Raw genomic sequence first — 23,793 nt, forward strand, 5'->3', positions numbered from 1 at the left:
GACCAAATATGGTGTTCTTGCGTTTAACGGAATTCTTTATCGACAGTTTCTAGTGCTGCGGCGATGACTTGATGCATATCGTAATAACGATACTGTCCAAGGCGTCCTCCGAAAATCACTTGCGGAACCGTCTGCGCTAATTTCTTATACTGCGCGTACAAGTCGTTGTTGACTTTATTATTCACTGGATAATAAGGCTCGTCGCCCACTTTCCAATCGGCTGGATACTCACGCGTAATCACCGTTTTTGGCTGTGTGCCAAACTCGAAATGCTTGTGCTCGATGATACGAGTGTATGGCGTTTCGCGGTCTGTATAGTTCACTACCGCGTTCCCTTGGTAGTTCTCCACGTCCACGACTTCTGTTTCAAAACGGAGCGAACGGTATTCCAGCGTTCCAAGTTCATAATCGAAGAACTCATCAATCATTCCCGTGAAGACGATTTTGGCACCACTATTCAAGTACTCGTCTTTTTTCGCGAAGAAATCGACATTCAACTCGACTTCGATATTCTCATGATCCAGCATGGCTTCAATCAATTTCGTATAGCCGCCAATCGGAATCCCTTGGTACGTATCATTAAAGTAGTTATTGTCGTAAGTATAACGAACCGGCAAGCGGCGGATGATAAACGCTGGTAATTCTGTAGCAGAACGTCCCCATTGTTTCTCCGTATAGCCTTTGATGAGCTTATAGTAAATATCTTCCCCAACAAGAGAAATCGCCTGCTCTTCTAAGTTTTCAGGCTCTTTGTCCCCAAGAACCGCACGCTGCTCAGCGATTTTTGCTTCGGCTTCTTGTGGCGTCACCACACCCCATAATTTATTAAAAGTATTCATGTTAAAGGGCAAGTTGTAGATTTCTCCGTTGAAGTTGGCAACGGGTGTATTCGTATAGCGATTAAATGTCGCAAACTGATGCACGTAATCCCAAATCTTCTTGTCGCTCGTGTGGAAAATATGCGCACCGTATTCGTGCACTTGAATGCCTTCCACTTCTTTTGTATAAATATTCCCCGCAATATGATTTCTTTTCTCAATCACTTTTACTTTATAACCGCGTGTCGCTGCTTCATGCGCAAAGGTCGCACCGAATAATCCAGCCCCCACAACGATGTAATCAAATGGTTTCATGTGGTTTCCCCATTTCTTATTTTATCTTATTCATTATACCATGGACCCTCAAGGCGAACCAAATCGATGAAGCACACTTTGCGAAATTATCATATATGATAATTTCTCCCATAATAAATATCCAGTGGCTTAGCGGGTGGCTTTTCAATTTCGGGCATAGCTCTGATCTCAGAGCGACGCCTCAAGGCGCTCGTGTGGCCTGCGACGAGCACCTATTTATATTTTCCTGTAAACGGATCTTCCAATTCTAATTGTTCCGCTATTTTAATTAGAAAAAAGAAAGTTTTCACTCCTTTTCACACTTTATAAATTTCGCTTTGCTTTTCTTGATTTTACAATCATATAGGCGCCAATAATGACGAGTACGCAGAAAACGACACTTCCCAAAGTGATATTCATAAAAGCAATTTTTTGAGGAATATCGGCACTTCCATACTCTTTCATCATCATGGTTTGCAAGAAAAAGATAGAAAAGAGAGAGGAAGCAAAACTGATATTTTTACTAGATTTGAGCTCTGGAGAATGAAATTTCCGGATACGAATGATATTAGATATCGCTGTAATGATATTGATGAATGTCGCAAGAGCAATGATGTAGAGCAAGAAAGGATAGCGCGCGTGAATTTGGTCATCATGATGACTGACATAGATGAGAAAACATTTAAGGCACTTAACCAATTGGAACAAGCTATTGTTGACTACATTGATTACTACAACAACAAACGAATTAAGGTAAAACTAAAAGGACTTAGTCCTGTGCAATACAGAACTAAATCCTTCACTTAAATTATTTGTTTAACTTTTGTGGTCAGAACAAACAGTGCTTTTTTTGTTGAAATCGCAAAGAATCTAAGCTTTCTTTTTGCAGATAACATTCGCTCTTTTATTTTCGGTATGATTGAGTCGATGCCCCGTTCTCGACCGGTTATTATTGCAACTTATCGAATGCTAGAGCACTATGCCATCACTTTTTGGAAGAATACTTGGAGCAATTCTACGCAGAATGGAATGCGAAAAAGTGATAATTAAAGAGACGAAAAAGCTGAGAATATGATTTCCCAGCTTTTTTGAATGCGATAGAAATAGCAACTAGACTATTTACGAAAGGCCTCAATAATGTAGGTGAAGCCAGTAACTAAAAATGAAAAGGCAATGACATAAACGACAAAGACACCTGTAGCCACTGGATTGAACAGAATCACTAGACCTAGTAAAAATTCAAGCAAGGCTACCCACATGATATTGCTACCAATAATAGGGAAAATCAATCTTAGACGATTGCCTTTAAAGAAAGCAATAATGGCTTCTACAATTAACCAAATTCCTACAATGGTCGGAATGACGACCGGCAGGGTCACAAAGCCATAAGCAACGAGGTAAAGAGCTAAGAGAAGACTAACAAATCCTTGGAAAAGATAAACAGGTGAGCGAAGCTCTTTTGGTGCAGAGAAATAGCCTAAAATAGCTGCTATAGAAGAAACCAGTAAACCAAATGAAATCCACCAGCTGTAAGCAACAAGATTAGCTACTGGGTTTGTAAATAGCAAAAGTCCTAAAAAGACAAAAACAACTCCTGCAAGGAATAGCAGTAAACGATTAGAAAATTTCATTTCAATACCCCCTATATAGTATAGTATATTTTGATAATAAAACTATTTTACCTATTTTTATAGAAAATATCAATAAAATAAATAGAGAATTTGGAACTTTCAGTCTGATTTGCAATAAATATCCACCGGCTTATGTAAGGTAGACAGAAAATCTAACTTTTAGGGTGCACTTCATGCCTGGTAGTTCGAAACTCTATTTAGTTAAATCCAAAGAATCGTTGTGTGACGGTGTAAATTCCGTTTGACAGAACTTGTCCCGGTTTATTTTTGGACATCGCAATTTTACTGACCACATTTTTGCTAATGAGTTGGAAAACTTCTGGATTCGCTTCTTTTAAATCAGCAAGTAAGGCTTCCTTCTTCTCTTGATGCTCTACTTGGCCACCCTTATTGAGTAACGCACAAGAAATCACCGTTGTAATCTCTAAGTGGTTTATTAAGTAGTTCTTCAAGACGGTTGGAAATTGCCTATCGCTATGGTAATTCGCCATCAATAGTTCATTCACGCGAATTTGTTGGTCGATACGGCTAATCATGACTTTCTCGTTCACGGATTGATCTTCACGACCGATAAAGTAGCGGTAGAAATCCACGTTCATATAGTATAAAGACTTGCTATATTGTAGCGGTACAAAGACAAATAAATTATCCACGTAAAACGTATGCTCTGGCAACTGCAATCCTGATTTACGAAGTAAGTTCATATTGTAAATGAGTGAGTGCATCATCATGTATTTTCCACGACGAAGCGACTTGGCATCATCCCAAGTGAACACTTGATTTTCAGGAAATGCGGAAGTATAGCGCATGATTTTTTTCGTTTTCGCGCCTTCTTTTTCATAGACGAAGTTCGTAATGAATACGTCAACTTCTTCGCCGGTTTCTTCGAAGCGTTGTAATTGTTCTAGGATTTTTAAGTATGCACGCACATCCACCCAGTCATCACTATCGACGACTTTGAAGTACTTGCCTGTTGCGTTCGCCATCCCCGTATTCACGGCTCCACCATGACCTTTATTTTCTTGATGGATGGCACGGATAATCGTTGGATAAGCTGCGGCATATTGGTCAGCAATGCGAGCAGTGTTGTCTTTAGACCCATCATTAATAATTAAAATTTCAACCTCTTCGCCACCAGCAAGGAGCGTTTGAAGACAATAATGCATATATTCTTGAGAGTTGTAGCATGGGACTGCAATGGTTATTAATTTCATGGGGGATACCTCTCGTTTCTAGTAAACTTATCTTATTTACTATACCATTTTTTCGGTCATTTTGTCAGTTTGACTCCCTTAATCCTCTTATGAAAAAAGCCCTCTTCGCATGGAAGAAGGCTTTTTTACTGTTGCTTTTTTATGCTTGTTGTTTTTGTTCTCTTCGTGCAATCCATGGAAGGACGAGTCCGAGTCCAAGAAGCGCAAATGGCATAATGATATTTGAAATTAAGACAAACCACCATTCAGATGGGTTTTGCGCATAATCTATTTGTGGCACCATTCCGAGAATACATGCAAACGCCGTGAAGGCAAATCCCCAAAGTCCCATTAAGAAACCAAGTGTCTTATTGCTAATGTATTTATATTCGGCGCCTTTAAATTTATCCCAATGACGATACAAGAACATAAAGGCGACAAATACCCACAAGAAGCACATTGGAGAAACGATGGCATTCAAGTTTGTCATCCAAACCACAACCGTATCGATTTCTTTAAGTCCTAGGGCCGGCATGACAATTAGTGCCCCTGTCAAGATACCTGTAAGCAAGTATCCATTTCTCAACGTACCGTTCTTTGTACGTGCACGAAGCCAGCGAGGAACATATTCTTCATCGGCACTACCGAGGAAGATTTGAAGTGGCGCATCAATCGAAAGCGCAAGTGTCGCTGTTTGCCCGATAAATTGCGTTAATGCGTAAATCGTTACAAGCACATTCCCTAAATTCCAGTGTTTTCCAAGTACGGCAAATGCTTGATAAGCACCATTTCGCATCAAGTCTTGTGGAATATTGTTGCTATCAAAAATCATCCCCATCGCAAACGATCCAAAGACGGCACAGATTCCCACCATCACAGCCATCGCAATCATCCCTTTTGGAAATTCTTTGGCTGGATTCTTGATTTTATGCACATACGGTGACATACACTCTGCTCCTCCGACCGAGAAGACAAGAAGCGCAATCGTTGTGAAGTACGAAAAATCAAACTTAGGAATATACGTTTCAATCTTATCCATATTCGCTGTTGCTAGTTGTAAATCTGGTTTAATGAGTGGAACCCCAACTGCTAATAGGATGAACAAAATCGACATCACAAACATGGCAGTTCCTGCAATCGTTCCTAAGAATTTCAACGCGCGAATTCCTTTTGTCGAAACATACAGAACGGCTAAGAAAAAGGCTAAACAGACTGTTACCAGTAGCGGAATCGGCAGTTCATCGATAATTCCTGAGTGCCCTTGGAATACCCATCCGAGTGCAATCAGAATCGTCTGTGGTTTTTGCGCTAAATAAGGAATCTGAACCACCCAAAATGTCCATGCGGCAAAATACGCGAGTTTCTTCGTGGATGTATGTTTAATCCAATCACTGACTCCCCCTTCACTATCTTCAAACGTCGAACCGAGTTGTCCAATCATTAATGAATATGGGATAAAGTAAATTACTAAAATAATGAGCCAAGATGTAATAACGACAATCCCTTGTTGGGCGAAATTGTTCACAACATTCCCCAGTCCCCACACAAAGTTAAATGCAATCAGGGATATCATCAGCCAACTCAGTTGCTTTTCATTTTTTTCTTCCATTTTTTAACCTCCTAAACCGAATCGCTGATTAGTCACTCACTGAATAATGGTTGACCATCAAATTACTTGCACGAAGCAATACCTTATCGAGCAATGCAGCTGTCTTTTCTTCGATGAAATCACTCATTTGTTGGTTTTCCGTTTCGAAATCGACCGCTTCCCCTTTTTCAAGTTTCGCATCGACTTGTGCAATCATGGCTTCCCCACGAGATAATGTGTTCTTTTGATAACTTTCAATGTCTGCTTGATGTTCTAAGTAATGCGCATCTGCAAGCCCTGCAATTAAGCGGCTTGACCAGTAGAAGGAATCCGTTGAAACCTTCGCAGTGGTGTTTGCAAAATATGCAGGCGTTGTGTCCACTTGTGTAAAGAATGGAACAGCCGTTGTAAATGGCATTGAACCATACGATACCCACTGAATTCCTGTTGTATCATGCGGACGATTTGGACGAATTTGTAGGATAGCCGTTTGACTCGTACGATTAATCCCTACTGTACGGAAACGACGATTGCTCTTACCATCACCTAAGTTTCCATAAGGATCATATGGTGTAAATTGATAATGCGTACTCATCGATTCTTTCACATCTTCGACTGTAATCTTGCGGTACGGAACGCGTGCCCATGGAATTTCAAAGCTCGTTGGAGATTGTTCCACTTCCGGATTGAACATGCGTTGGATATCCCAAGCACGAGGTGTGTTATATAAGCGGTCTTTGTCGCGTTGGGAACCGAATGCATACCGTGGATTGAACGATTCACCGTCAAAGTTTAAGTTCAAGTGGTGACGAATCATAAAATCTTTCAAATCAGGGTCGCACATAAAGTTTTCTTTGTCTTCAAAATCAAAGAAGTCGCTGCCGAGTTGATTTGGATTTACCACATACGCATCATCAGGTACACGGCGTGCCATCCAGTGATGTCCACCAATCGATTCTAACCACCAGATTTCATTCACATCGGAAATTGCAATCCCGTTTGATTCATACGTTCCAGCTGTTTCAAGGAAGTGTCCAAGACGCTCTACCCCTTCGCGTGCTGTTTTAATATAAGGCAATACCAATGTGAAGATATCTTCTTCCCCAATCCCTGTTTCCACCAGTGGGTCGGCTCCTAATACACGCGGGTTTGTTGAAATGGTTTCAGTCGCACTTAATGCTACATTATAGGCATTAATTCCCGCAGCACCCCAAATCCCTTCGTTATTGATGGCATTTGGCATGGCCGTATAGCGAACAGGATTGTCTGGTAAGTCTGTTTCAAAACCTGAAATCACTGCTTTATAATGACGTGGTTGATCCTCTGGACGTACGACAATAAATTTTTTTGGAGTAAACTCTCCATTACATGAATCTTCTGTACGCGCTACTAGCGTTGATCCATCGTAGCTGGCCTTCTTCCCAACAAGAATAGTTGTACATGAATCATGTTCTTGGTCAAATCTCATAAAAATTACCTCCATTAACTTTATTTCTACATCTAAATTATAGTCCTATTCGCGCTATTTCTCAAAGGTCTCAGCGCTATTTTTTCTCTGAAATTTCTTCCTAAGGATAGGTAAAAAAAAGAACCCAGCACAAGCTAGATTCTCTTGGTTCTCCTATTAGTGTTTTCGTTTTCGATAAACTTTTTCTGCGATGGTAATTACAACTGCAATGATCCATAAAATGAGCACCGTTGTGAGCGCGTATTTAATATTAAAATAAATAGCCGCAATGCATAAAACTAGCACTACTGCAATCACATAGCGGAAATTATATGGCATCACCCGTTGCACATACCACCAGACAAAGTCTTCGTTTTCATTTCTTGTCACTTTATAATCTTCTATTAACGCTTTAAACTTCTCCTTAAACTTCTCAACCATCTGAAACACTCCTTATTTTTTATCCGGAATTACCCAAAATAGATAGTAAGTAATAAAAATCGTCAGCGCGCCAAGTCCAATTTTCACCGCCAAAATCGGAGCCAGGTAAATGGAAATGGCCATTAAAATATAGATATAAATAATAATTTTCTTCTTACGACTTCTCGCAATCGACTTCGTTTCACGATAATCTGCGACGTATAGTTGATACAGTTTTGTCTGTTGAAACCACTCTTCAAAACGAGTAGAACTCTTTGAAAAACATACTACTGTTAGCAGTAGAAACGGTGTCGTCGGAAGTACCGGGAGCACAATTCCAATAAGCCCCAGCGCTAGCGAAATCCACGCGATAATAAAATACACCACTCTCATTCTTTTTCCTATTCCTCCTCGGCTAATTGCGCCACTCTTCGATCAATAAAATACTCTAATACTTTTGTAAGAATAAAGAGTATACTCACAAAATAGAAGAAATAAACAAAATAACTGATGGAGACATTAATGGCTAGAAGGAAGGTCGCCACAAGCACAATCACCCAAAACAACTTCAGGGCGAAGAGCCATCTTTGTTTCTTCATCCATTGCTTATCGGTTAATGTATGGTCACCCTTATCAAGCGCGATAATCGTATCAATAAACTTGGTAAAACGTTCTTTCAAGCACTATCTCCTCTCTTTTAGTAAGCATAGTGTAGCACAACCCTATAAACTAGTAAATTTATTTTAATCGATTTTTAATCAATAAAAAACGCCTCTTTTGAAATCTTGCAATTCCAAAAGAAGCGTAGTTATTTGATTGAATTATTTTTCATTTCTTAACTTCGTAATGAAGTGTTCGATACGATCTAACGCTGTCTTCAAGTCCTCGATTGAGTAAGCGTAAGAGATACGTAGGAACCCTTCACCAGAGTCTCCAAAGGCTGTTCCTGGAACAACGGCTAAGCGTTCTTCCTCTACTAAACGCATGGCAAATTCTTCAGAAGTTAATCCGAATTGCGAGATGTTTGGGAAGATGTAGAAAGCTCCAAATGGTTCAAAGCAAGGAATGCCTAAGTCTTTGAAACGTTTTACCAAGTAACGGCGACGTTGGTTGTAGCTATCGCGCATTTCTACAATATCTTCCTCCGAATTACGAAGCGCATCCACACCCGCATATTGGCTAAGTGTTGGAGCTGACATAATCGCGAATTGGTGAATTTTATACATTTGTTCCATGATTACTGCTGGAGCTAAGGCATATCCAAGTCTCCATCCAGTCATCGCGAATGCTTTTGAGAAGCCTCCGATTAAAATTGTACGGTCACGCATACCATCGATTTCGACAACAGATACGTGAGGTTTTCCTGTGTATGTTAATTCTCCATATAATTCGTCAGAAACAACGATAATATCGTGGCGTTTTAACACGTCACAAACCGCTTCTAAGTCTTCACGTCCCATAACCGCACCAGTTGGGTTATTCGGGAAATTCATTAGAATCGCTTTTGTCTTCGGTGTAATCACCGCTTCAAGGTCTTCTGGTGTGATACGGAATTGGTTTTCTTCTTTTAACGGAAGAATGACAGGAGTCCCGTCTGCCATTGTAACTGCTGGAACGTATGACACGTAACCTGGGTCACAAATAATCACTTCATCCCCTGGGTTCAAGAGAACACGCATTGAAATATCAACGGCTTCACTTCCCCCAACAGTGATGACACATTCGTGCATTGGGTCATATTTCACCCCATGACGGCCCTCTGTAAAGACACACACTTCTTCACGAAGCTCTTTTAACCCTGCATTAGCTGTATAGAACGTACGGCCTTCTTGCAACGCTTTAATCGCTTCTTGACGAATATGCCAAGGCGTATCAAAATCAGGCTCTCCAACCCCTAGGGAAACGATATCTTTGTACTCACTCGCCATATCAAAGAATCGGCGAATCCCTGAAGGCTTCAAGTCCTTAATTTTATTATTTAACATATTTTCTAAATTCATGGAGTAACCACCTGACGTTTATCATCTGCTTTACCGACAAACATTGTGCCGTGATCTTTGTATTGTTTTAATACAACATGTGTTTTAGTAGATTGTACTTCTTCAATGACTGAAAGACGAGAAGATACGAAGTTTGCAATTTCACGCATTGGTGCTTTTTTCAATTGCACCATGAAATCATATCCGCCTGACATTAAGTAGACAGCTTCCACTTCTGGGAAATGATAGATTTTTTCCGCAATACGGTCGAACCCTTTTCCTTTTTGAGGATTTACTTTTAATTCGATAATCGCTGAAACATTCACGTTATCAGTTTTTTCCCAGTTAATCAATGTATGGTAGCCACAAATAATTTGGGCTTCTTCCATCTCTTTAATACGACGTGCTACTTCATCCACGTCGATTTCTAATAGAGAGGCAATTTCTTCTGGTGTTAAACGACTATTCTTCTCAATTAATTTTAAGATTTGCTCGTTCACTTCTTTGAACATAGGCTTTCCTCCTTTAGTCGCGTCCGCAACTTTATGTACTTATCTATTGTACCCTTTTTTCGCAAGAATTCCTAAGAATTTATTGCGACTTTATGAAATTTATAAACTATGCTACACTAGACGTACTTTAAAAAAAGGAGGAATCTTCGATGGAAAGTAAATTTACTGGCTCATTAATAGAACTCATTGCCGTGAGTATGTTTGCTGGAGTTGTCTCAGCATTCTCATTTGGGCTTCTAGTTCCTTGGGCTATCTGCTATTACTATCGCTATATGGCAGACCATACCATCATTGATGGAAATCAACTTCGTTTTGATGGCACTGCCGGTCAATTATGGGGCCAATGGCTCAAATGGCTCTTCTTCATCATTATTACACTCGGAATCTATTCATTCTGGGTAGGCCTACGTCTAGAACAATGGCGTGTTAGCCACACACATATGGTGTAACAAAAATAATCCCTTGTGCACATTTTGCACAAGGGATTATTTTTTATTCCGCTGTTTGTTCAAAGTGAGCGACTAAGTCGTTGATAACGCCACTTGATACAATCGTATCGATTTGTTTCATCGCATGGTACACGCTATCTGATTTTGAAGAACCGTGTGATTTCACGACTGCTCCTTTAAGACCAAAGAGCACCGCACCCCCGAATTGTGAGTAGTCCAATGTGTTCTTTAATCCATAGAACGTATTCTTGAGTAAGAGCGCACCAAGTTTTCCTTGGATGCCTTGCCCTTTTATACCTTCTTTTAGAAGTCCCATCATCGCAAGCGCTGTTCCTTCGATTGTCTTGAGGACTGCGTTTCCTGTGAATCCGTCTGTCACGACCACATCCGCAGCACCTGTTAAAATGTCACGAGCTTCCACGTTCCCGATGAAGTTTAAGCTATCGTCTTCTTTTAAAAGTCCGTAAACTTCTTTTGCGAGTTCGTTCCCTTTTCCTTCTTCAGCTCCATTATTTAATAAGCCGACTGTTGGGTTTTCGTAACCTAGAACGTATTTAGAATAATAACTTCCAAGAACACCAAATTGATGAACGTTTTTCGGTTTACATTCCGCGTTTGCGCCTACGTCCATTATAATAAATTGACGGTTTTCTTTTCCAAGAACAGGCAACACTGGCATTAATCCTGGTCGGTCGATTCCTTTAATACGGCCAACCACTAATAATCCAGCCGTTAGAAGAGCCCCTGTGTTTCCGCAAGAGAAGAGCGCGTCTGCTTCCCCTTCTTTCACAGCTTTAGCCGCAACGACCATTGAAGCGTCTTTCTTCGAACGAATCGCTTTAACTGGTTCGTCATCAGAGTTGATTTTTTCTGAACAGTGAATCACGCGAATATTTGGAAGTGATTCCTCCAAGCATGCATTCACTTTTGCTTCGTCTCCGTATAATTGAAACTCGACAGTTGGCATTTCCTTTGCTGCAAGGACGACCCCTTGGACGATTTCTTTTGGAGCATTATCTCCACCCATCGCGTCAATTGCAATTCTTACCATTGTTGTTCCTCCTCTTCTAGCCACGTGGCCGTGAAGTTATCCATTGATTTCTTTCGTTGTTTGTTCGATAAATGCCTTCATGCGTTTTGTCTCGGCTTTTTCTCCTGCTGGATCTTCCGAGGCATAAAGGATGGCATCTTTACGTGCTTGTTCTAGTATATCATAATCTCGTATTAAATCGGCAATCTTAAAGTCTGGAATACCGGACTGTTTAATCCCAAATACATCCCCAGAACCACGGAGCTCCAAGTCTTTTTGACTGAGATAAAATCCATCCGTCGACTCGCACATAATGCGCATGCGTTCTTTCCCGTTTTCGGTCTTTGGACTCGCCACTAAAATACAGCTTGAGGCATGTTGTCCACGACCGACACGTCCACGTAATTGGTGCAGCTGTGCTAATCCGAAGCGGTCCGCATCTAAAATCACCATCACTGTGGCATTCGGCACGTCCACTCCAACTTCAATCACCGTTGTGGAGACGAGCACTTGTAGCTTGTTGGCTTTAAAGTCCGCCATCACCGCTTCTTTTTCTTCAGCCGGCATTTTCCCGTGTAACAGTCCCACTTTCACGCGGTCTGAGAAATGCGCTGAAATCATGCGGTAAATCTCTTCGGCGTTTTGCACATCGAGATGTTCCGACTCTTCAATCAGTGGCGAAATCATATACGCTTGTCGCCCTTCTTGAATTTGACGTTCCACGAAGTTAAAAATTTGCTCCATTTCCTGTTCGCGAACCCAAGATGTCTTTATGGGCTGACGGCCACGAGGAATTTCACTCAAAATAGACGTATCCATTTCCCCAAAAGCCGTAATCGCAAGCGTACGAGGAATCGGTGTTGCCGTCATTTGAAGCACGTTCACGCCTGCTCCTTTTCCAGCGAGTGCCTGACGTTGTTGCACCCCGAAGCGATGTTGCTCGTCGATGACGACAAAGGCCAAGTCTTTAAAGTTCACATCTTGTTGGAATAAGGCATGTGTCCCGATAATGAGGTTTGCCTCGCCACTCTCAATTTGCGCGAGTAACTCTTTTCGCTTCTTCTGCGAACGATTCATACTTCCGGTTAACAACACTGCTTTCATCGGTGTTCCTTGAATCAATTTTTCAATCGTCAGCATATGTTGTTCCGCCAAGATTTCTGTAGGAACCATGAGCGCCGCTTGCTTACCTGTTAGAGCCGTTGCGACCATGGCAATCGTCGCCACAATCGTCTTCCCACTCCCAACATCCCCTTGCAAGAGACGATTCATCTCATAAGGCGCACGCAGGTCAAAGCAAATCTCATTCACGACTTTCTTTTGCCCATCCGTCAGTTCAAACGGCAACGTCTGAATAAAGGCCTTCAACTGGGCATTATCATACAGCACCGCTTGCCCTTTTGTTTGCTGATGTCGCTTCTGACGCATCCATTGCAAGCGCAGTTGATATAAGAAGAGTTCCTGGTAAACGAGCTGATATTGCGCACTCTGTCTTTCCAGTTCATCTTTTGGAAAATGCATTGCCCGTACAGCGTCTCTATGCCCCATCAAGTGGTGCGACGCTGTCAAAGATTTGGGCAACACTTCTGGAATTTTATCTTCAAAACGATCCATCGCCGTATGAACGAGTTTCAATATCGTCGCCTGCTTCAACGATTTATTCGTGCGGTAAACCGCCTCGACTTGGTCGCCTTCTTCGTCCTCCACATTTCGGTTCGATAAGATTTTCATCCCCATCAAAGTCGTTCGCTTTGCATCCCATTTTCCGTAGATAGCAATCTCTTCGCCCTGAACCACTTTATCTTTTAAATACGGCTGATTAAAGAACGCAACTTGGATGACTTGTTGGTCAATCGCCATGCGAAACGCCAATCGATTCTTCTTGAAGCCGTAATAGCTCACAACCGGTTGTGTCGCCACAAGCCCTTTAAGCGTGACTTTCTCTTGGTCCATGATGGTATTTACATCACGAATTTGAATATCTTCATAACGAAACGGGAAATGCGTTAACAAGTCATAGACTGTCTCGATGCCCAGTTCGGCTAGTGGTTCTAATCGTTTTGGTCCAACGCCTGGCAAGACTTGCACACTTTGAAAGACTTCATTCATCCAATCACATCCTTTCTACTTTAATAAGTGTAATTCATGTTCTCTTTAATCGTCAAGAGGAAGGAAAATGAGGGAGGAGTTAAGAAATTTGTGCTAAATATTCCTTTCATCCTTTCGGATATCTTCATATTCGCGTGAATAGCTGTACCGGAAGGAGCCTACTGTCTCCTTTCCTCTCGAGCCTCAAACTGATACTAGGAAATTCTTTCCAAGTATCAGTAATTCGCATCGAGTACGCTCGCTATTCATGCGAATATAGAATCCGAAAGTCTTCCCAGGAATATTTCAAAGCACTTCCCTCCCTCATTATCCTTCGTCTCTCCTTGACCGTTACAGTGCAGGGAGTTTTGATGTACATTCCACTAAGTGCAGCCCTTCCCTTTCTCAATCGAGAGAAATCCTAAAGAATCTTCACTCCTTCAACTTTCCTTCCTCTCTCCTTGACTGTTACAGTGCAAGGTGTTTGAATCTTCATTCCACAAAGTGCAGTGTTTCCCCTCGTTGAACCTTTCCGCACTAAAAAAACTGAGGAGCACCCACTCAGTGCGCTATTTTCCCTTCCGAGGCGAGTGAAGACTCAAAAGCACGCGAAAACAAGAAAGCACTCTCTGTCAAAGCAAAACACCCTGATGTGAGCACGAAAACCAACCAGTTACACTTCCTTATTGTTGAATAGAAATCCTGGAGGATTACGAAGAATACTGCGGATTCCATAATAACTGTAATGGGGAATCGCATTAAAACGAATAAGAGGGCGTAAGGAATTTCATTCCCTACGCCCTCTTTGAGGCTTTAAAGGTGAGAGACTTCGGCTCGAACCGGTGCCCCATTATAGTTTTTATGGATAAATCCGCAAGGATTCAAAGTAATCCGAAAAGATTCGACTTCACACTAAGCGCAATTCTCCTGGTGTGGTGTCCCGGCCACCATATACATTTACTTATGTAAAAAAAAGAGTACAAAAATATCCTAACCGGATTCTATAGTCATCATCATAGCGACTAGTATTCGATGCGAATTACAGATGCTTAGAAATTTATTTCTTAGCATCTGTTTGAGGCTCGAAAGGGACAAGACCAAGGCTTGTCCCGTTACAGCTTTAATGATGACTATAGAGAATATCCGGAAGGATATTAGTACTCTTTTTAATTTTCTTTTTATTATTCTACAGATAATAAGTAAGTGTATACTGGTTGGTTTCCTTCATGGACTTCAACCTCTACATCAGGGTATTTCGCTTCTACAGCTTCAGTGATTTCGTCCACTTCTCTTGCGTCTGCGTCTTCGCCATAGATGATTGTTAGGATCTCTGAATCGTCGTTGATCATTTTATCAATCGTCGCAAGAGTTGCTTCCTTACGGTCCGCAATACTTACTAAAATCTTGCCATCTACAATCCCCATGAAGTCGTCTGTTTTGATTTCAACGCCATCAATGTTTGTATCACGAACAGCATTTGTAATTTGACCACTTGATACAAGAGCCATTTGTTCGCTCATTGCAGCTTGGTTCTCTTCTAAGCTTGCTTCTGGATTGAAGGCTAATAATGAAGCTAACCCTTCTGAAATCGTACGAGTTGCAACGACAGCAACTGCAGCATCTTCTGATACTTCAGCCGCTTGGTTTGCAGCCATTTGAATGTTTTTGTTGTTTGGTAATACGATAACTTTTTCAGCATGCGCTTCTTTTACCGCTTGAAGAATATCTTCTGTACTTGGGTTCATTGTTTGACCACCGTTGATGATTGTCGTTACACCCATGCTCTTGAATAATTCTTGAATTCCTTCACCTGCAGCAACCGCTACGATTCCGTATTCAGCTTTTTGTTTTTGAGCTGCTTCTTTTACTTTTGCTGAGTAGTCAGTTTTTAACACTTCTTCGTGTTGCAAGCGCATGTTGTCTACTTTCACTTTCATTAATGAACCGAAGCGTTGTCCGTAGTTCATGACTTCCCCTGGACGTTCTGTATGCACGTGTACTTTGATGATTTCATCGTCCGCTACAACTAGTAAAGAATCTCCAAGTTCGTTTAAGTAGTTACGGAAAGTATCATAGTCAAATGTATCTACGACAGTTTCGCCTTCACCGATTTTCACCATGATTTCAGTACAGTAACCGAATTTGATGTCGCCTGTTGATACGTGTTCATAGTCAACGCCTGCTTCGTGGTGAGCCACTGAAGTTAAATCGATTTTATTGCTTTCTAATGCATGTACAGGAACTGCTTCCCCTGTTAATGCTTCGAAGAATCCGTTGTAAATGAATACAAGACCTTGACCACCTGAATCCACTACGCCAACTTCTTTTAATACTGGTAATAAATCTGGAGTTTTCGCTAATGCTTTTTCAGCACCACGTAAAACAGATCCCATTACTTCGATGATGTCGTTTGAAGTTTCTAGTTTGCGAACACCACGTTTAGCTGATTCACGAGCAACAGTAAGGATTGTACCTTCTACAGGTTTCATAACCGCTTTATAAGCAGTTTCCACACCGTTCGTAAATGCTTGCGCTAATTCTTCACCAGTGATTTCTTCTTTACCGACAACGGCTTTAGAGAAACCACGGAATAATTGAGATAAGATAACCCCTGAGTTCCCACGAGCACCCATTAATAATCCTTTTGCTAAATCTTGTGCTAAATCGCCTACAGTTGTTGCTGTAGAGTTTGCAACACGTTCCGCCCCAGATTTGAATGAGAGCATCATGTTTGTCCCTGTGTCTCCATCTGGTACTGGGAATACGTTTAATGAGTTTACGAATTCTGCATTTTCAGATAAACGCATTTCACCGATTTCCACCATCGCGCGGAAATCTTGAGCCGTAATAGTTTTCATAGTTGCCATATTATTCTTACTTCCTCCTGACTAGAATCAACAAGCATTACGCTTCGATGATTTTAACTCCTTGAACATAGACATTCACTGTTTTTGCAGCAAATCCTAACATTGTTTCTAAGTTATATTTCACTTGTTCTTGTACGTTTCTACAAATCGCAGAAATTTTTGTACCATAACCTACAATAATGTAGACATCCACTGCAACACCATCGTCTTCTTGACGAATCACAACTCCACGAGTGAAGTTTTCTTTCTTCAAGATTTCATTAAAGTTGTCGCGGATTTGATTGCGGCTTGCCATACCAACAACACCATAGTTATCTGTAGCGGCACCACCTACAACCGTTGCAATCACTTCATTGCTAAGTTCAATTTGTCCATTTTCTGTTTGAATTTTTACTGTCATACAAATACCTCCCTTAAATGTATAAAGGTGTCTGTCTATTTTTTAGACAGATTGACACATTATTTCTATACTATAATATCATATTCCAAGCGGTTTACCTAGCCTTTTAACAATTTTTAACCCTCTAGAAAACTCATTGACCAGCATGCTTGCAATCTATGGTCAACTATGCTAAATTATTTAGGTATATGATTTAGTTCAAAATTATATCAGCTGATAATGAATTAAATAAAGGAGGAGAATAACAATGGCTAAAGTATGTTATTTCACTGGACGTCGTGCTGAAACAGGTAACACTCGTTCTCACGCTATGAACGCTAACCGTCGTACTTGGAAACCAAACTTACAAAAAGTTCGCGTTTTAATCGATGGCAAGCCTAAAAAAGTATGGGTTTCAACTCGTGCATTAAAATCAGGTAAAGTAGAACGTGTTTAATACAGAGCACTATTAAAAAGAGCTTAGGCGATATCCCTAAGCTCTTTTTGTTTTTCTAAAAATAAATAAGCCGAAGGCTTAAAAACAATAGCTAATGAATACTACTCGCATTCCAAGCTGCTTGACGTTTTGGATAGCGGACATCATTGTAATGGTACCGGCAGGAGCCTATGGTCTCCTCGCCTACCAAGCTTCAAACCAAGGCTAAGCGACAAGTCGCTAAACCTTGGTAATTCACATTGGTTACTTCTCCATTACAATGACCGCTATCCTCCTCAAGCAGCTTTTCATGCTTTATGATTTATAAGCAATTGTTTTAAGCCTTCTCTTTATAAAAAGAGCTTGGGGATCGCCTAAGTTTTTTATCTGCTTTAAACAGGTGCTCCTTTATCTGAGATTAATGCCAGGAAACCAAGGGACCATGGGTATCTGGTAATCTAAAATTAAAATTACTTTTCCTTACTAATTCTATTACTAGCCCATATAGTATAAATTAAATAACCAATAAAAATGATAATAAAAGTAACATTAATTTTTAAAACAAAATAGAGATTTAACAAATTTGCGAACGCATGAAATAATATACAGTACCACACAGATTTCGTTTGACGGTAAAGAAGCCCTAAAACAAAACTTAAAAATAATGTATATATAAAAAATAAAATAAAAGGAAATCCTTGATGACTTTCTCCAACTATAAACCATAAAGGTAGATGCCAAATTCCCCAGATTGATCCTACAATCAAATTAGATTGCCAATAAGTATATTTTTTATCAAGTAACGGTTGTAATATTCCTCTCCATCCTAATTCTTCATGACCACCACCAAAAAAAATCATTTGTATAAAGAATAGTGGCATCAAATAAATTGATACTCCATTTAATTCTAAGGAAGATACAGAAAATAGTATCAAAATTGCTAACATATGAATAATGAAATAAATACTACTATTATCTCTCTTATTAAATAAAAAATGTATAAATTTTACATTTTTACTTTTCAAATATAATCCACTTGCAATAGCTGGTCCAAGTGCACCCACTATATGTAATATTCTCCCTATAAACGTTTCTAACCCCAAAATATCAGATTGTGTTAATACGGAAAGAAGTCCCCAAGCTATATAAGTAATTCCAAATGTATAACAAAGATAATTTTTTAAATTCTTTTTATCAATTTCTGTCATTTTATCATCCTTATCTTGATTAATTTATATCTAATATTTTTTTCTGCTTCTTAGTTACTCTCGCTTTAAAACTAACCATATTCTATCACAAAAATGCAAAAAGCCTTACAATCAAGGTTTTTCATTATACATTTGTTACAAGATTTTTTATGCTTTTACCAACAAAACTACACATTCAGTGTGGCGCGGCTCAGAGGTGAGATAAAAGTGCCTTTTTTGAGTTTTATTTCAAAAAAATGGAGTTTGTGAAAAGGCTATAAGGTAGCACTTTGAAGGCTTCTCAATAAAATGAAATTTATTTACATCATTTGTAAATTCTGAATTTTGTTGGATTTGTAACTTCCGAAAAAGGCTTAGCTGTAAGAAATATAGAGTGCCTCTCTTTGAAAACAACAGCGAACGAAAAAATTCCAAAATTCACTTATAAGTGAATTTCGGGATTTCAACTAACATTGTGAAAAAGAAAAAACATCGCACGAAATTGTGCGATGTTTGTTTTATCTCCAATGATCTCGGGTTTGGGCTACTAAGATGAGTCCTTTTGTAAAGGAAATGGTCATTTTGTCCCCTGTAAACTCATTGCTAACAAGTGCCACTGGGTATGCGTAGCTTTTGGAATCGAGCGTGTATTTAACATCGACGAGGGTGACATTTTCCACAGGAGTCATACTAATAAAGGAAAGGTACTTTGTAAAGTCCATCTTTTCAATCGTGTAGGTGCCTGGCTGGATGAAATTCACGACATTCGTTGCATCCTCAAACACCACATACGGAATGAGCGGTGCTAAGTCTGGTCGCATCATCGTCCATAAGGTACTAATCGCGTGGTCTACTCGCCCGCCAAAAGAACCGAGTACATGAATCGGCGTCTCTTTGTAATGCTCCTTCACCCATAACAAGGCTGCCTCAAAATCAGTATCGTCTTTTTCAGAAGGGAGCTGGACAACAGTGCCCGCTGCTTCATGAATCAAGTCGCGCTGTTCTTTTGTGACAGAATCAAAGTCCCCAATCGCTACTTCCATGGGAAGGTGTTGATCTAATAACCGAAGAGCACCACCATCGACGCCGACAAAGCGGAAGTCTTCATAGGCTTTACCGTACCGATTTTCTAAGAGCTCCTTGATGTTCTCTTTGGTGTTAGGTCCTCCCAAGATAATCACAACTTCCATCTTCGTCCCTCTTATGCTTCTTTAATTGAATCGATCGCAGCTTTGATATCGTCTGCGTAGTATACATATGAACCGGCAACGGCAACGTCTACCCCTGCTGCAGCGCAAAGTTTCGCTGTTTCGCCGTTCACTCCGCCATCCACTTCGATTAAGTAGTGGTAGCCTTTTTCTTGGCGCAATGCGACTAATTCGCGTACTTTATCCAATGTTTCTGGAATGAATGATTGACCGCCGAATCCTGGGTTCACTGTCATCACTAATACTAAGTCCACTTCGCTTAAGACTGCTGAAATGGCACTCACTGGTGTTCCTGGGTTGATGACGACACCGGCTTTTACGCCGCCTTCTGCTTTAATCGCTTGAAGCGCGCGGTGGATATGTGGCGTTGCTTCCACGTGAACAGAGATGTAGTCTGCTCCTGCTTTTGCGAATTGTGGAATGAAACGTTCTGGGTTTTGTACCATTAAATGGCAATCTAATACTAAATCAGTTACCGGACGTAATCCTTCAACGATGTTTGGTCCTAATGTTAGGTTTGGAACGAATTGTCCGTCCATCGCATCGATATGAATCCAGTCTGCTCCTAATTTTTCGACTTTCTTAACGTCTTCTCCTAGTGTTGCAAAATTTGCGCTTAAAATTGATGGTGCTACTTTCATGTTCTGTCTCCTCTATCTACTTTTTTCGTTTATAGACTGGTTTTCTTTGGTCCAGTTCTTCATAGAAATTCAAATAATGGTCGTATCGCTCTTGCCAAATGTCCCCTGATTCCACTCCGGCAATCACAGCACAGTTTGGCTCATGTTGGTGCGAACACTCTCTAAATTTACATTCATGCTCTACTTCGACAAACTCAGGGAATAAATGCGGTAAGTCTTCTTTTTCAATCTCCATAAAATCAACCGTACTGAATCCCGGAGTATCCGCAATCCACACGCCTTCGATTTCATGAAGCGATACGTGACGAGTCGTATGACGCCCACGCCCTAATGCATTCGAAATCTCTCCCGTTTCTTGGTTTAAATCTGGAATCATCTCGTTCAGCAAGGTCGATTTCCCAACCCCTGACTGCCCTAAGAAGATGACCTTCTCACCACGTAGGCTTTCTAAAAGTGGCGCCTTGTCCTTCATGACTTCCTGTCCAGAATAAACCGGATAGCCGATTTTCTCATAACGTGCCTTAATGTCCACGAGGCGAGACATCCCTGCCACGTCCAGCAAATCAGTCTTCGTAATCATGATGACTGGTTTCACATTCAAGCCTTCTAAGTAGACAAGGAAGCGGTCCACTAGATGCGTCGAAAATTCTGGTTCAACAGCCGACATCACGATAATCCCGACATCCACATTGGCAACAGGCGGACGAACGATGGCATTCTTTCGCGGCAAGATTTTCGTTAGCGTTCCTTCTTGCAAGTTACTACTCTCGAACTCCACCACATCCCCAACAAGTGGCGATTGGCCTCGTTTGCGGAAAACTCCGCGCGCACGAGTTTGATAGATCACTCCATCCGATTCAATATAGTAGAATCCGCTCAACGCTTTAATAATAATTCCTTGAGTCATATGTACTCCTTCAAAGTAAAGATATACTTATTATATAGCGAACGAGAACGCATGACAAATGACTTGAAGAAAAAAAGCATTACTGAAAGGCATTGATCCCCGTAAATGAGAATTAAATAAAAACACCCCAAAAGTTAGATTTTCTGTCTAACTTTTTGGGGTCAGTACAACCATTTTAGAACCTATTCTTTGATTTTCAATAAGCGTAAACTGTTTAATGTTACAAGTAAAGTTGCTCCCATATCAGCAAATATCGCTATCCAAAGTGTTAACCAACCGGGCATGACCAAAAGTAATGCCACTAATTTAATCGCCAAAGAGAAGGTAATGTTTTGCTTGATGATTGCTAAAGCCTTACGACTTAATTTTATTGTATATGGCAATTTACTCAAATCATCAGACATTAAGGCGATGTCAGCCGTTTCTAAAGCTGTATCAGTTCCAGCACCACCCATTGCTACACCAACGGTAGATGCCGCAAGGGCTGGAGCATCATTCACGCCATCTCCGACCATCCCCACACTTTGATGTTTTTCTCGAAGTTCTTTAATAAAATTAAGCTTATCTTCTGGAAGTAAGTCAGCTTTAATATCCGAAACACCAACTTGTTTTCCGATGGCTGTTGCCGTTCTTTGGTTATCGCCTGTTAGCATCACTGTTTCGATTTCCATATTGTTCAACTTGCCGATAACTTCTTTAGACGATTCCCTCATTTCATCGGCTACGGCAATAAACGAAAGAATTTCTTTTTCTGTTCCTAACACCATCACCGTTTTACCTTGAGTTTGCATATCGGCAATTTTTTCTTTTTTATCGCTTGAAATGCTTCCGTGTAATTCCTCAAAAAGATTTTGACTTCCCACATAATACATTTCATTATTTATTTTGGCTTTAACGCCTTTACCTGTAATGGATTGAAAATCCTCTACTGTTACTTCATTGAATTTTAATCCATTTTCTTCTGCTTTTCGCATAATCGCTGAAGCAAGAGGGTGCTGCGATCCTTTTTCAATGGCTGATGTTATGGTTATTAATTCATTTTCATTTCTACCATATGTCACAATGTCTGTTACAGCTGGAATCCCTTTGGTTAATGTTCCTGTTTTATCAAAGGCTATCGCTTTTAAGTGTCCTGCTGCTTCTAAATGGATACCACCTTTAATTAATACACCATTTTTCGCTGCATTTCCTATTGCTGTAACCACAGCAACTGGAGTTGAGACTACTAAGGCACAAGGACAACCAACCACTAATACAGCTAATCCTTGATAAATCCATTGGCTCCAGTCTCCGCCAAATAATGGTGGAACTACTGCAATTAAAAGAGCTAGTATGACAATAGCTGGTGTATAGTATTTTGCAAATTTCTCGACAAACGCTTGAGAGGGGGCCCGTTCTGCTTGGGCTTCTTCTACCAAGTGAATGATTTTTGAAAGAGTGGTATCTTCAACTCGTTTTGTTACTTTAACCTCAAGTAACCCTTCTTCATTCAAGGTTCCTGCAAATACTTCATCATTTGTGATTTTCGTTACTGGAACGCTTTCACCTGTAATCGCAGCCTGATTTAATGTCGATGTACCTTTAACCACTATTCCATCCATTGCTAACTTTTGCCCGGGCTTAACTATCATGATGTCTCCAACTTGAATCTCATCAACATGAATCATCATTTCTTCATTGCCTCGTCGAATTAACGCTTCTTTTGGGGCAATATCCATTAAAGATTCAATAGATTGACGTGCTTTATCCATTGAATAACGCTCTAATGCTTCACTAATCGCAAATAGGATAACAACGGTTGCCCCTTCACCCCATTCACCAATAATTGCAGCTCCTATAATGGCAATAGTCATAAGCGTATTCATATCGAAATTTAATCTGCTTAAATTTTTGAGACCTTTAATAAATAACGAATATCCACCGATTAAAATGGACGCTGCATAACCAATTGTCGGTAGAACATGCTCTTCACCATACTGCTCTCCTAAGAACCAGCTAACTACAAGTAAAAGAGCTGATATATATACCTTAATGTTTTCTTTCTGCTTCCAAAAAGGTTCTCCTTCTACCCTTTGTTCTTTTTCATCTCGAATTTTTAAATTTTCAAATGCTCCTGCTTTTTCTAATTCTTCAATGGTTGTCGTCCCTTTAACATAAACTTTAGATGCTCCGAAATTTACTTTCGCATCCTGAACACCGGGAAGTTCTTTAACATTATTTTCAAAAATGGCTGCACAGTTAGTACAAGTAAATCCTTGAACACGATAGGCTTTCATTTCTTCTTCGAACTGTTTTGCTTTCCCACTAGACATTGATCTTCACCTCTTTCTTAAGTGCCAATGCACTCATCATAATTTGTCTGATATGCTCATCATCTAATGAATAAAATGCAAGTTTTCCCTCTTTTCGAAACTTAACAATCCCTTGCTTATGGAGCGTTCGCAGGTGATGAGAGGCATTTGCAACCGTAACACCTATAATATTTGCAATATCACACACACACAGTTCGTCATCTTGACACAATGCATAGGTAATTTTTGCTCTATTTTTATCTGCAATAGCTTTTAACATTTGGGCAACACTAGAAATATCTACTGTCTGTAAATTACCTTGTATTCGATTGACCTTTTCTTCGTCATAACAATAAATTTCACAAGTATCTTTGTTAATCATATTCTCACCTCAATATCATTCAAGCATTCGCTTGAACATAGTATGA

General features: G+C 40.3%; 22 protein-coding genes and 1 pseudogene. 3 read left to right on the plus strand and 20 right to left on the minus strand.

Going from position 1 to position 23,793, the window contains the following annotated elements; translation table 11 throughout:
• Positions 1-23: 23 nt before the first annotated feature.
• Positions 24-1,133, minus strand: a complete 1,110-nt coding sequence (gene glf / locus O3793_RS05645; RefSeq protein ID WP_371446216.1) for a UDP-galactopyranose mutase — start codon at positions 1,131-1,133, stop codon at positions 24-26.
• A gap of 651 nt (positions 1,134-1,784) precedes the next feature.
• Between glf and O3793_RS05650 the strand changes: the two are divergent.
• Positions 1,785-1,919: pseudogene (locus O3793_RS05650) on the plus strand (IS3 family transposase); the annotation flags it as partial.
• Between the two features lie 308 nt (positions 1,920-2,227).
• Here O3793_RS05650 and O3793_RS05655 read toward each other — a convergent pair.
• The 9 genes from O3793_RS05655 to O3793_RS05695 all read right to left on the minus strand — a co-directional run bounded on the left by O3793_RS05655 (position 2,228) and on the right by O3793_RS05695 (position 9,882).
• The gene (locus O3793_RS05655; RefSeq protein WP_371446217.1) at positions 2,228-2,743 is read right to left on the minus strand and encodes an HdeD family acid-resistance protein; all 516 of its coding nucleotides are present in this window, start codon (positions 2,741-2,743) and stop codon (positions 2,228-2,230) included.
• Between the two features lie 197 nt (positions 2,744-2,940).
• Positions 2,941-3,957: a glycosyltransferase family 2 protein gene (locus O3793_RS05660; protein WP_371446218.1), complete on the minus strand. Its 1,017-nt coding sequence runs from the start codon at positions 3,955-3,957 to the stop codon at positions 2,941-2,943.
• Between the two features lie 139 nt (positions 3,958-4,096).
• Entirely contained in the window at positions 4,097-5,545 is a 1,449-nt protein-coding gene (locus O3793_RS05665; RefSeq protein WP_371446219.1) for an APC family permease, read from the minus strand.
• Between the two features lie 28 nt (positions 5,546-5,573).
• Positions 5,574-6,992 (minus strand): C69 family dipeptidase, encoded by a 1,419-nt coding sequence (locus O3793_RS05670; RefSeq protein WP_371446220.1) that lies wholly within the window; start codon positions 6,990-6,992, stop codon positions 5,574-5,576.
• A gap of 156 nt (positions 6,993-7,148) precedes the next feature.
• Positions 7,149-7,412, minus strand: coding sequence for a hypothetical protein (locus O3793_RS05675; protein WP_371446221.1), 264 nt, complete (start codon positions 7,410-7,412; stop codon positions 7,149-7,151).
• A 12-nt stretch (positions 7,413-7,424) separates the two neighbouring features.
• Complete coding sequence (locus O3793_RS05680; protein WP_371446222.1) at positions 7,425-7,784, minus strand: YbaN family protein; 360 nt, start codon at positions 7,782-7,784, stop codon at positions 7,425-7,427.
• Between the two features lie 8 nt (positions 7,785-7,792).
• The gene (locus tag O3793_RS05685) at positions 7,793-8,071 is read right to left on the minus strand and encodes a hypothetical protein (protein WP_371446223.1); all 279 of its coding nucleotides are present in this window, start codon (positions 8,069-8,071) and stop codon (positions 7,793-7,795) included.
• Positions 8,072-8,212: 141 nt separating this feature from the next.
• Positions 8,213-9,391 carry a pyridoxal phosphate-dependent aminotransferase gene (locus O3793_RS05690; RefSeq protein ID WP_371446224.1) on the minus strand — a complete coding sequence of 393 codons (1,179 nt, stop codon included), beginning with the start codon at positions 9,389-9,391 and terminating at the stop codon, positions 8,213-8,215.
• Positions 9,388-9,882: an Lrp/AsnC family transcriptional regulator gene (locus O3793_RS05695; RefSeq protein WP_371446225.1), complete on the minus strand. Its 495-nt coding sequence runs from the start codon at positions 9,880-9,882 to the stop codon at positions 9,388-9,390. Before O3793_RS05695 ends, O3793_RS05690 begins: the two co-directional genes overlap by 4 nt.
• A 149-nt stretch (positions 9,883-10,031) precedes the next feature.
• Between O3793_RS05695 and O3793_RS05700 the strand changes: the two genes are divergently transcribed.
• The gene (locus O3793_RS05700) at positions 10,032-10,331 is read left to right on the plus strand and encodes a DUF898 family protein (RefSeq protein ID WP_371446226.1); all 300 of its coding nucleotides are present in this window, start codon (positions 10,032-10,034) and stop codon (positions 10,329-10,331) included.
• 43 nt (positions 10,332-10,374) lie between these two features.
• On the opposite strand, the gene plsX is transcribed toward O3793_RS05700, so the two are convergent.
• The 4 genes from plsX to O3793_RS05720 form a co-directional block, all read right to left on the minus strand.
• Complete coding sequence (gene plsX / locus O3793_RS05705; protein ID WP_371446227.1) at positions 10,375-11,382, minus strand: phosphate acyltransferase PlsX; 1,008 nt, start codon at positions 11,380-11,382, stop codon at positions 10,375-10,377.
• 36 nt (positions 11,383-11,418) lie between these two features.
• Positions 11,419-13,470, minus strand: coding sequence for an ATP-dependent DNA helicase RecG (recG, locus tag O3793_RS05710; RefSeq protein WP_371446228.1), 2,052 nt, complete (start codon positions 13,468-13,470; stop codon positions 11,419-11,421).
• Positions 13,471-14,630: 1,160 nt separating this feature from the next.
• Positions 14,631-16,316, minus strand: coding sequence for a DAK2 domain-containing protein (locus O3793_RS05715; protein ID WP_371446229.1), 1,686 nt, complete (start codon positions 16,314-16,316; stop codon positions 14,631-14,633).
• A 37-nt stretch (positions 16,317-16,353) separates the two neighbouring features.
• Positions 16,354-16,716 (minus strand): Asp23/Gls24 family envelope stress response protein, encoded by a 363-nt coding sequence (locus tag O3793_RS05720; protein ID WP_048783475.1) that lies wholly within the window; start codon positions 16,714-16,716, stop codon positions 16,354-16,356.
• Positions 16,717-16,963: 247 nt separating this feature from the next.
• Here O3793_RS05720 and rpmB point away from each other — a divergent pair, with 247 nt between their 5' ends.
• The gene (gene rpmB / locus O3793_RS05725) at positions 16,964-17,152 is read left to right on the plus strand and encodes a 50S ribosomal protein L28 (RefSeq protein WP_048713558.1); all 189 of its coding nucleotides are present in this window, start codon (positions 16,964-16,966) and stop codon (positions 17,150-17,152) included.
• Between the two features lie 449 nt (positions 17,153-17,601).
• Here the strand turns inward: rpmB and O3793_RS05730 are convergent, their stop codons facing one another.
• The 6 genes from O3793_RS05730 to O3793_RS05755 form a co-directional block, all read right to left on the minus strand.
• Complete coding sequence (locus O3793_RS05730; protein ID WP_371446230.1) at positions 17,602-18,339, minus strand: lysostaphin resistance A-like protein; 738 nt, start codon at positions 18,337-18,339, stop codon at positions 17,602-17,604.
• Positions 18,340-18,836: 497 nt separating this feature from the next.
• Positions 18,837-19,508: a thiamine diphosphokinase gene (locus O3793_RS05735; RefSeq protein ID WP_371446231.1), complete on the minus strand. Its 672-nt coding sequence runs from the start codon at positions 19,506-19,508 to the stop codon at positions 18,837-18,839.
• 11 nt (positions 19,509-19,519) lie between these two features.
• On the minus strand, positions 19,520-20,167 hold the full coding sequence (gene rpe, locus O3793_RS05740; protein WP_371446232.1) for a ribulose-phosphate 3-epimerase: 648 nt from the start codon (positions 20,165-20,167) through the stop codon (positions 19,520-19,522).
• Between the two features lie 16 nt (positions 20,168-20,183).
• Complete coding sequence (gene rsgA / locus O3793_RS05745) at positions 20,184-21,074, minus strand: ribosome small subunit-dependent GTPase A (RefSeq protein WP_371446233.1); 891 nt, start codon at positions 21,072-21,074, stop codon at positions 20,184-20,186.
• A 182-nt stretch (positions 21,075-21,256) separates the two neighbouring features.
• On the minus strand, positions 21,257-23,386 hold the full coding sequence (locus O3793_RS05750) for a heavy metal translocating P-type ATPase (protein ID WP_371446234.1): 2,130 nt from the start codon (positions 23,384-23,386) through the stop codon (positions 21,257-21,259).
• Positions 23,379-23,747, minus strand: a complete 369-nt coding sequence (locus O3793_RS05755; RefSeq protein WP_048712132.1) for a helix-turn-helix domain-containing protein — start codon at positions 23,745-23,747, stop codon at positions 23,379-23,381. Before O3793_RS05755 ends, O3793_RS05750 begins: the two co-directional genes overlap by 8 nt.
• Positions 23,748-23,793 lie beyond the last annotated feature (46 nt).

This window comes from Granulicatella sp. 20925_1_28, from assembly GCF_041433575.1.
Lineage (GTDB): Bacteria > Bacillota > Bacilli > Lactobacillales > Aerococcaceae > Granulicatella.

What these genes read in the sequence shown, in the direction of transcription:
- O3793_RS05720 (WP_048783475.1), bottom strand. Translation starts at nt 16,716, where the DNA reads ATGACAGTAAAAATTCAAACAGAAAATGGACAAATTGAACTTAGCAAT.
- O3793_RS05655 (WP_371446217.1), bottom strand. Translation starts at nt 2,743, where the DNA reads ATGAAATTTTCTAATCGTTTACTGCTATTCCTTGCAGGAGTTGTTTTT.
- rpe (WP_371446232.1), bottom strand. Translation starts at nt 20,167, where the DNA reads ATGAAAGTAGCACCATCAATTTTAAGCGCAAATTTTGCAACACTAGGA.
- O3793_RS05680 (WP_371446222.1), bottom strand. Translation starts at nt 7,784, where the DNA reads ATGAGAGTGGTGTATTTTATTATCGCGTGGATTTCGCTAGCGCTGGGG.
- glf (WP_371446216.1), bottom strand. Translation starts at nt 1,133, where the DNA reads ATGAAACCATTTGATTACATCGTTGTGGGGGCTGGATTATTCGGTGCG.
- O3793_RS05755 (WP_048712132.1), bottom strand. Translation starts at nt 23,747, where the DNA reads ATGATTAACAAAGATACTTGTGAAATTTATTGTTATGACGAAGAAAAG.
- O3793_RS05675 (WP_371446221.1), bottom strand. Translation starts at nt 7,412, where the DNA reads ATGGTTGAGAAGTTTAAGGAGAAGTTTAAAGCGTTAATAGAAGATTAT.
- O3793_RS05695 (WP_371446225.1), bottom strand. Translation starts at nt 9,882, where the DNA reads ATGTTCAAAGAAGTGAACGAGCAAATCTTAAAATTAATTGAGAAGAAT.
- O3793_RS05665 (WP_371446219.1), bottom strand. Translation starts at nt 5,545, where the DNA reads ATGGAAGAAAAAAATGAAAAGCAACTGAGTTGGCTGATGATATCCCTG.
- O3793_RS05660 (WP_371446218.1), bottom strand. Translation starts at nt 3,957, where the DNA reads ATGAAATTAATAACCATTGCAGTCCCATGCTACAACTCTCAAGAATAT.
- rsgA (WP_371446233.1), bottom strand. Translation starts at nt 21,074, where the DNA reads ATGACTCAAGGAATTATTATTAAAGCGTTGAGCGGATTCTACTATATT.
- recG (WP_371446228.1), bottom strand. Translation starts at nt 13,470, where the DNA reads ATGAATGAAGTCTTTCAAAGTGTGCAAGTCTTGCCAGGCGTTGGACCA.
- O3793_RS05670 (WP_371446220.1), bottom strand. Translation starts at nt 6,992, where the DNA reads ATGAGATTTGACCAAGAACATGATTCATGTACAACTATTCTTGTTGGG.
- O3793_RS05750 (WP_371446234.1), bottom strand. Translation starts at nt 23,386, where the DNA reads ATGTCTAGTGGGAAAGCAAAACAGTTCGAAGAAGAAATGAAAGCCTAT.
- O3793_RS05715 (WP_371446229.1), bottom strand. Translation starts at nt 16,316, where the DNA reads ATGGCAACTATGAAAACTATTACGGCTCAAGATTTCCGCGCGATGGTG.
- O3793_RS05735 (WP_371446231.1), bottom strand. Translation starts at nt 19,508, where the DNA reads ATGGAAGTTGTGATTATCTTGGGAGGACCTAACACCAAAGAGAACATC.
- O3793_RS05700 (WP_371446226.1), top strand. Translation starts at nt 10,032, where the DNA reads ATGGAAAGTAAATTTACTGGCTCATTAATAGAACTCATTGCCGTGAGT.
- rpmB (WP_048713558.1), top strand. Translation starts at nt 16,964, where the DNA reads ATGGCTAAAGTATGTTATTTCACTGGACGTCGTGCTGAAACAGGTAAC.
- O3793_RS05730 (WP_371446230.1), bottom strand. Translation starts at nt 18,339, where the DNA reads ATGACAGAAATTGATAAAAAGAATTTAAAAAATTATCTTTGTTATACA.
- plsX (WP_371446227.1), bottom strand. Translation starts at nt 11,382, where the DNA reads ATGGTAAGAATTGCAATTGACGCGATGGGTGGAGATAATGCTCCAAAA.
- O3793_RS05690 (WP_371446224.1), bottom strand. Translation starts at nt 9,391, where the DNA reads ATGAATTTAGAAAATATGTTAAATAATAAAATTAAGGACTTGAAGCCT.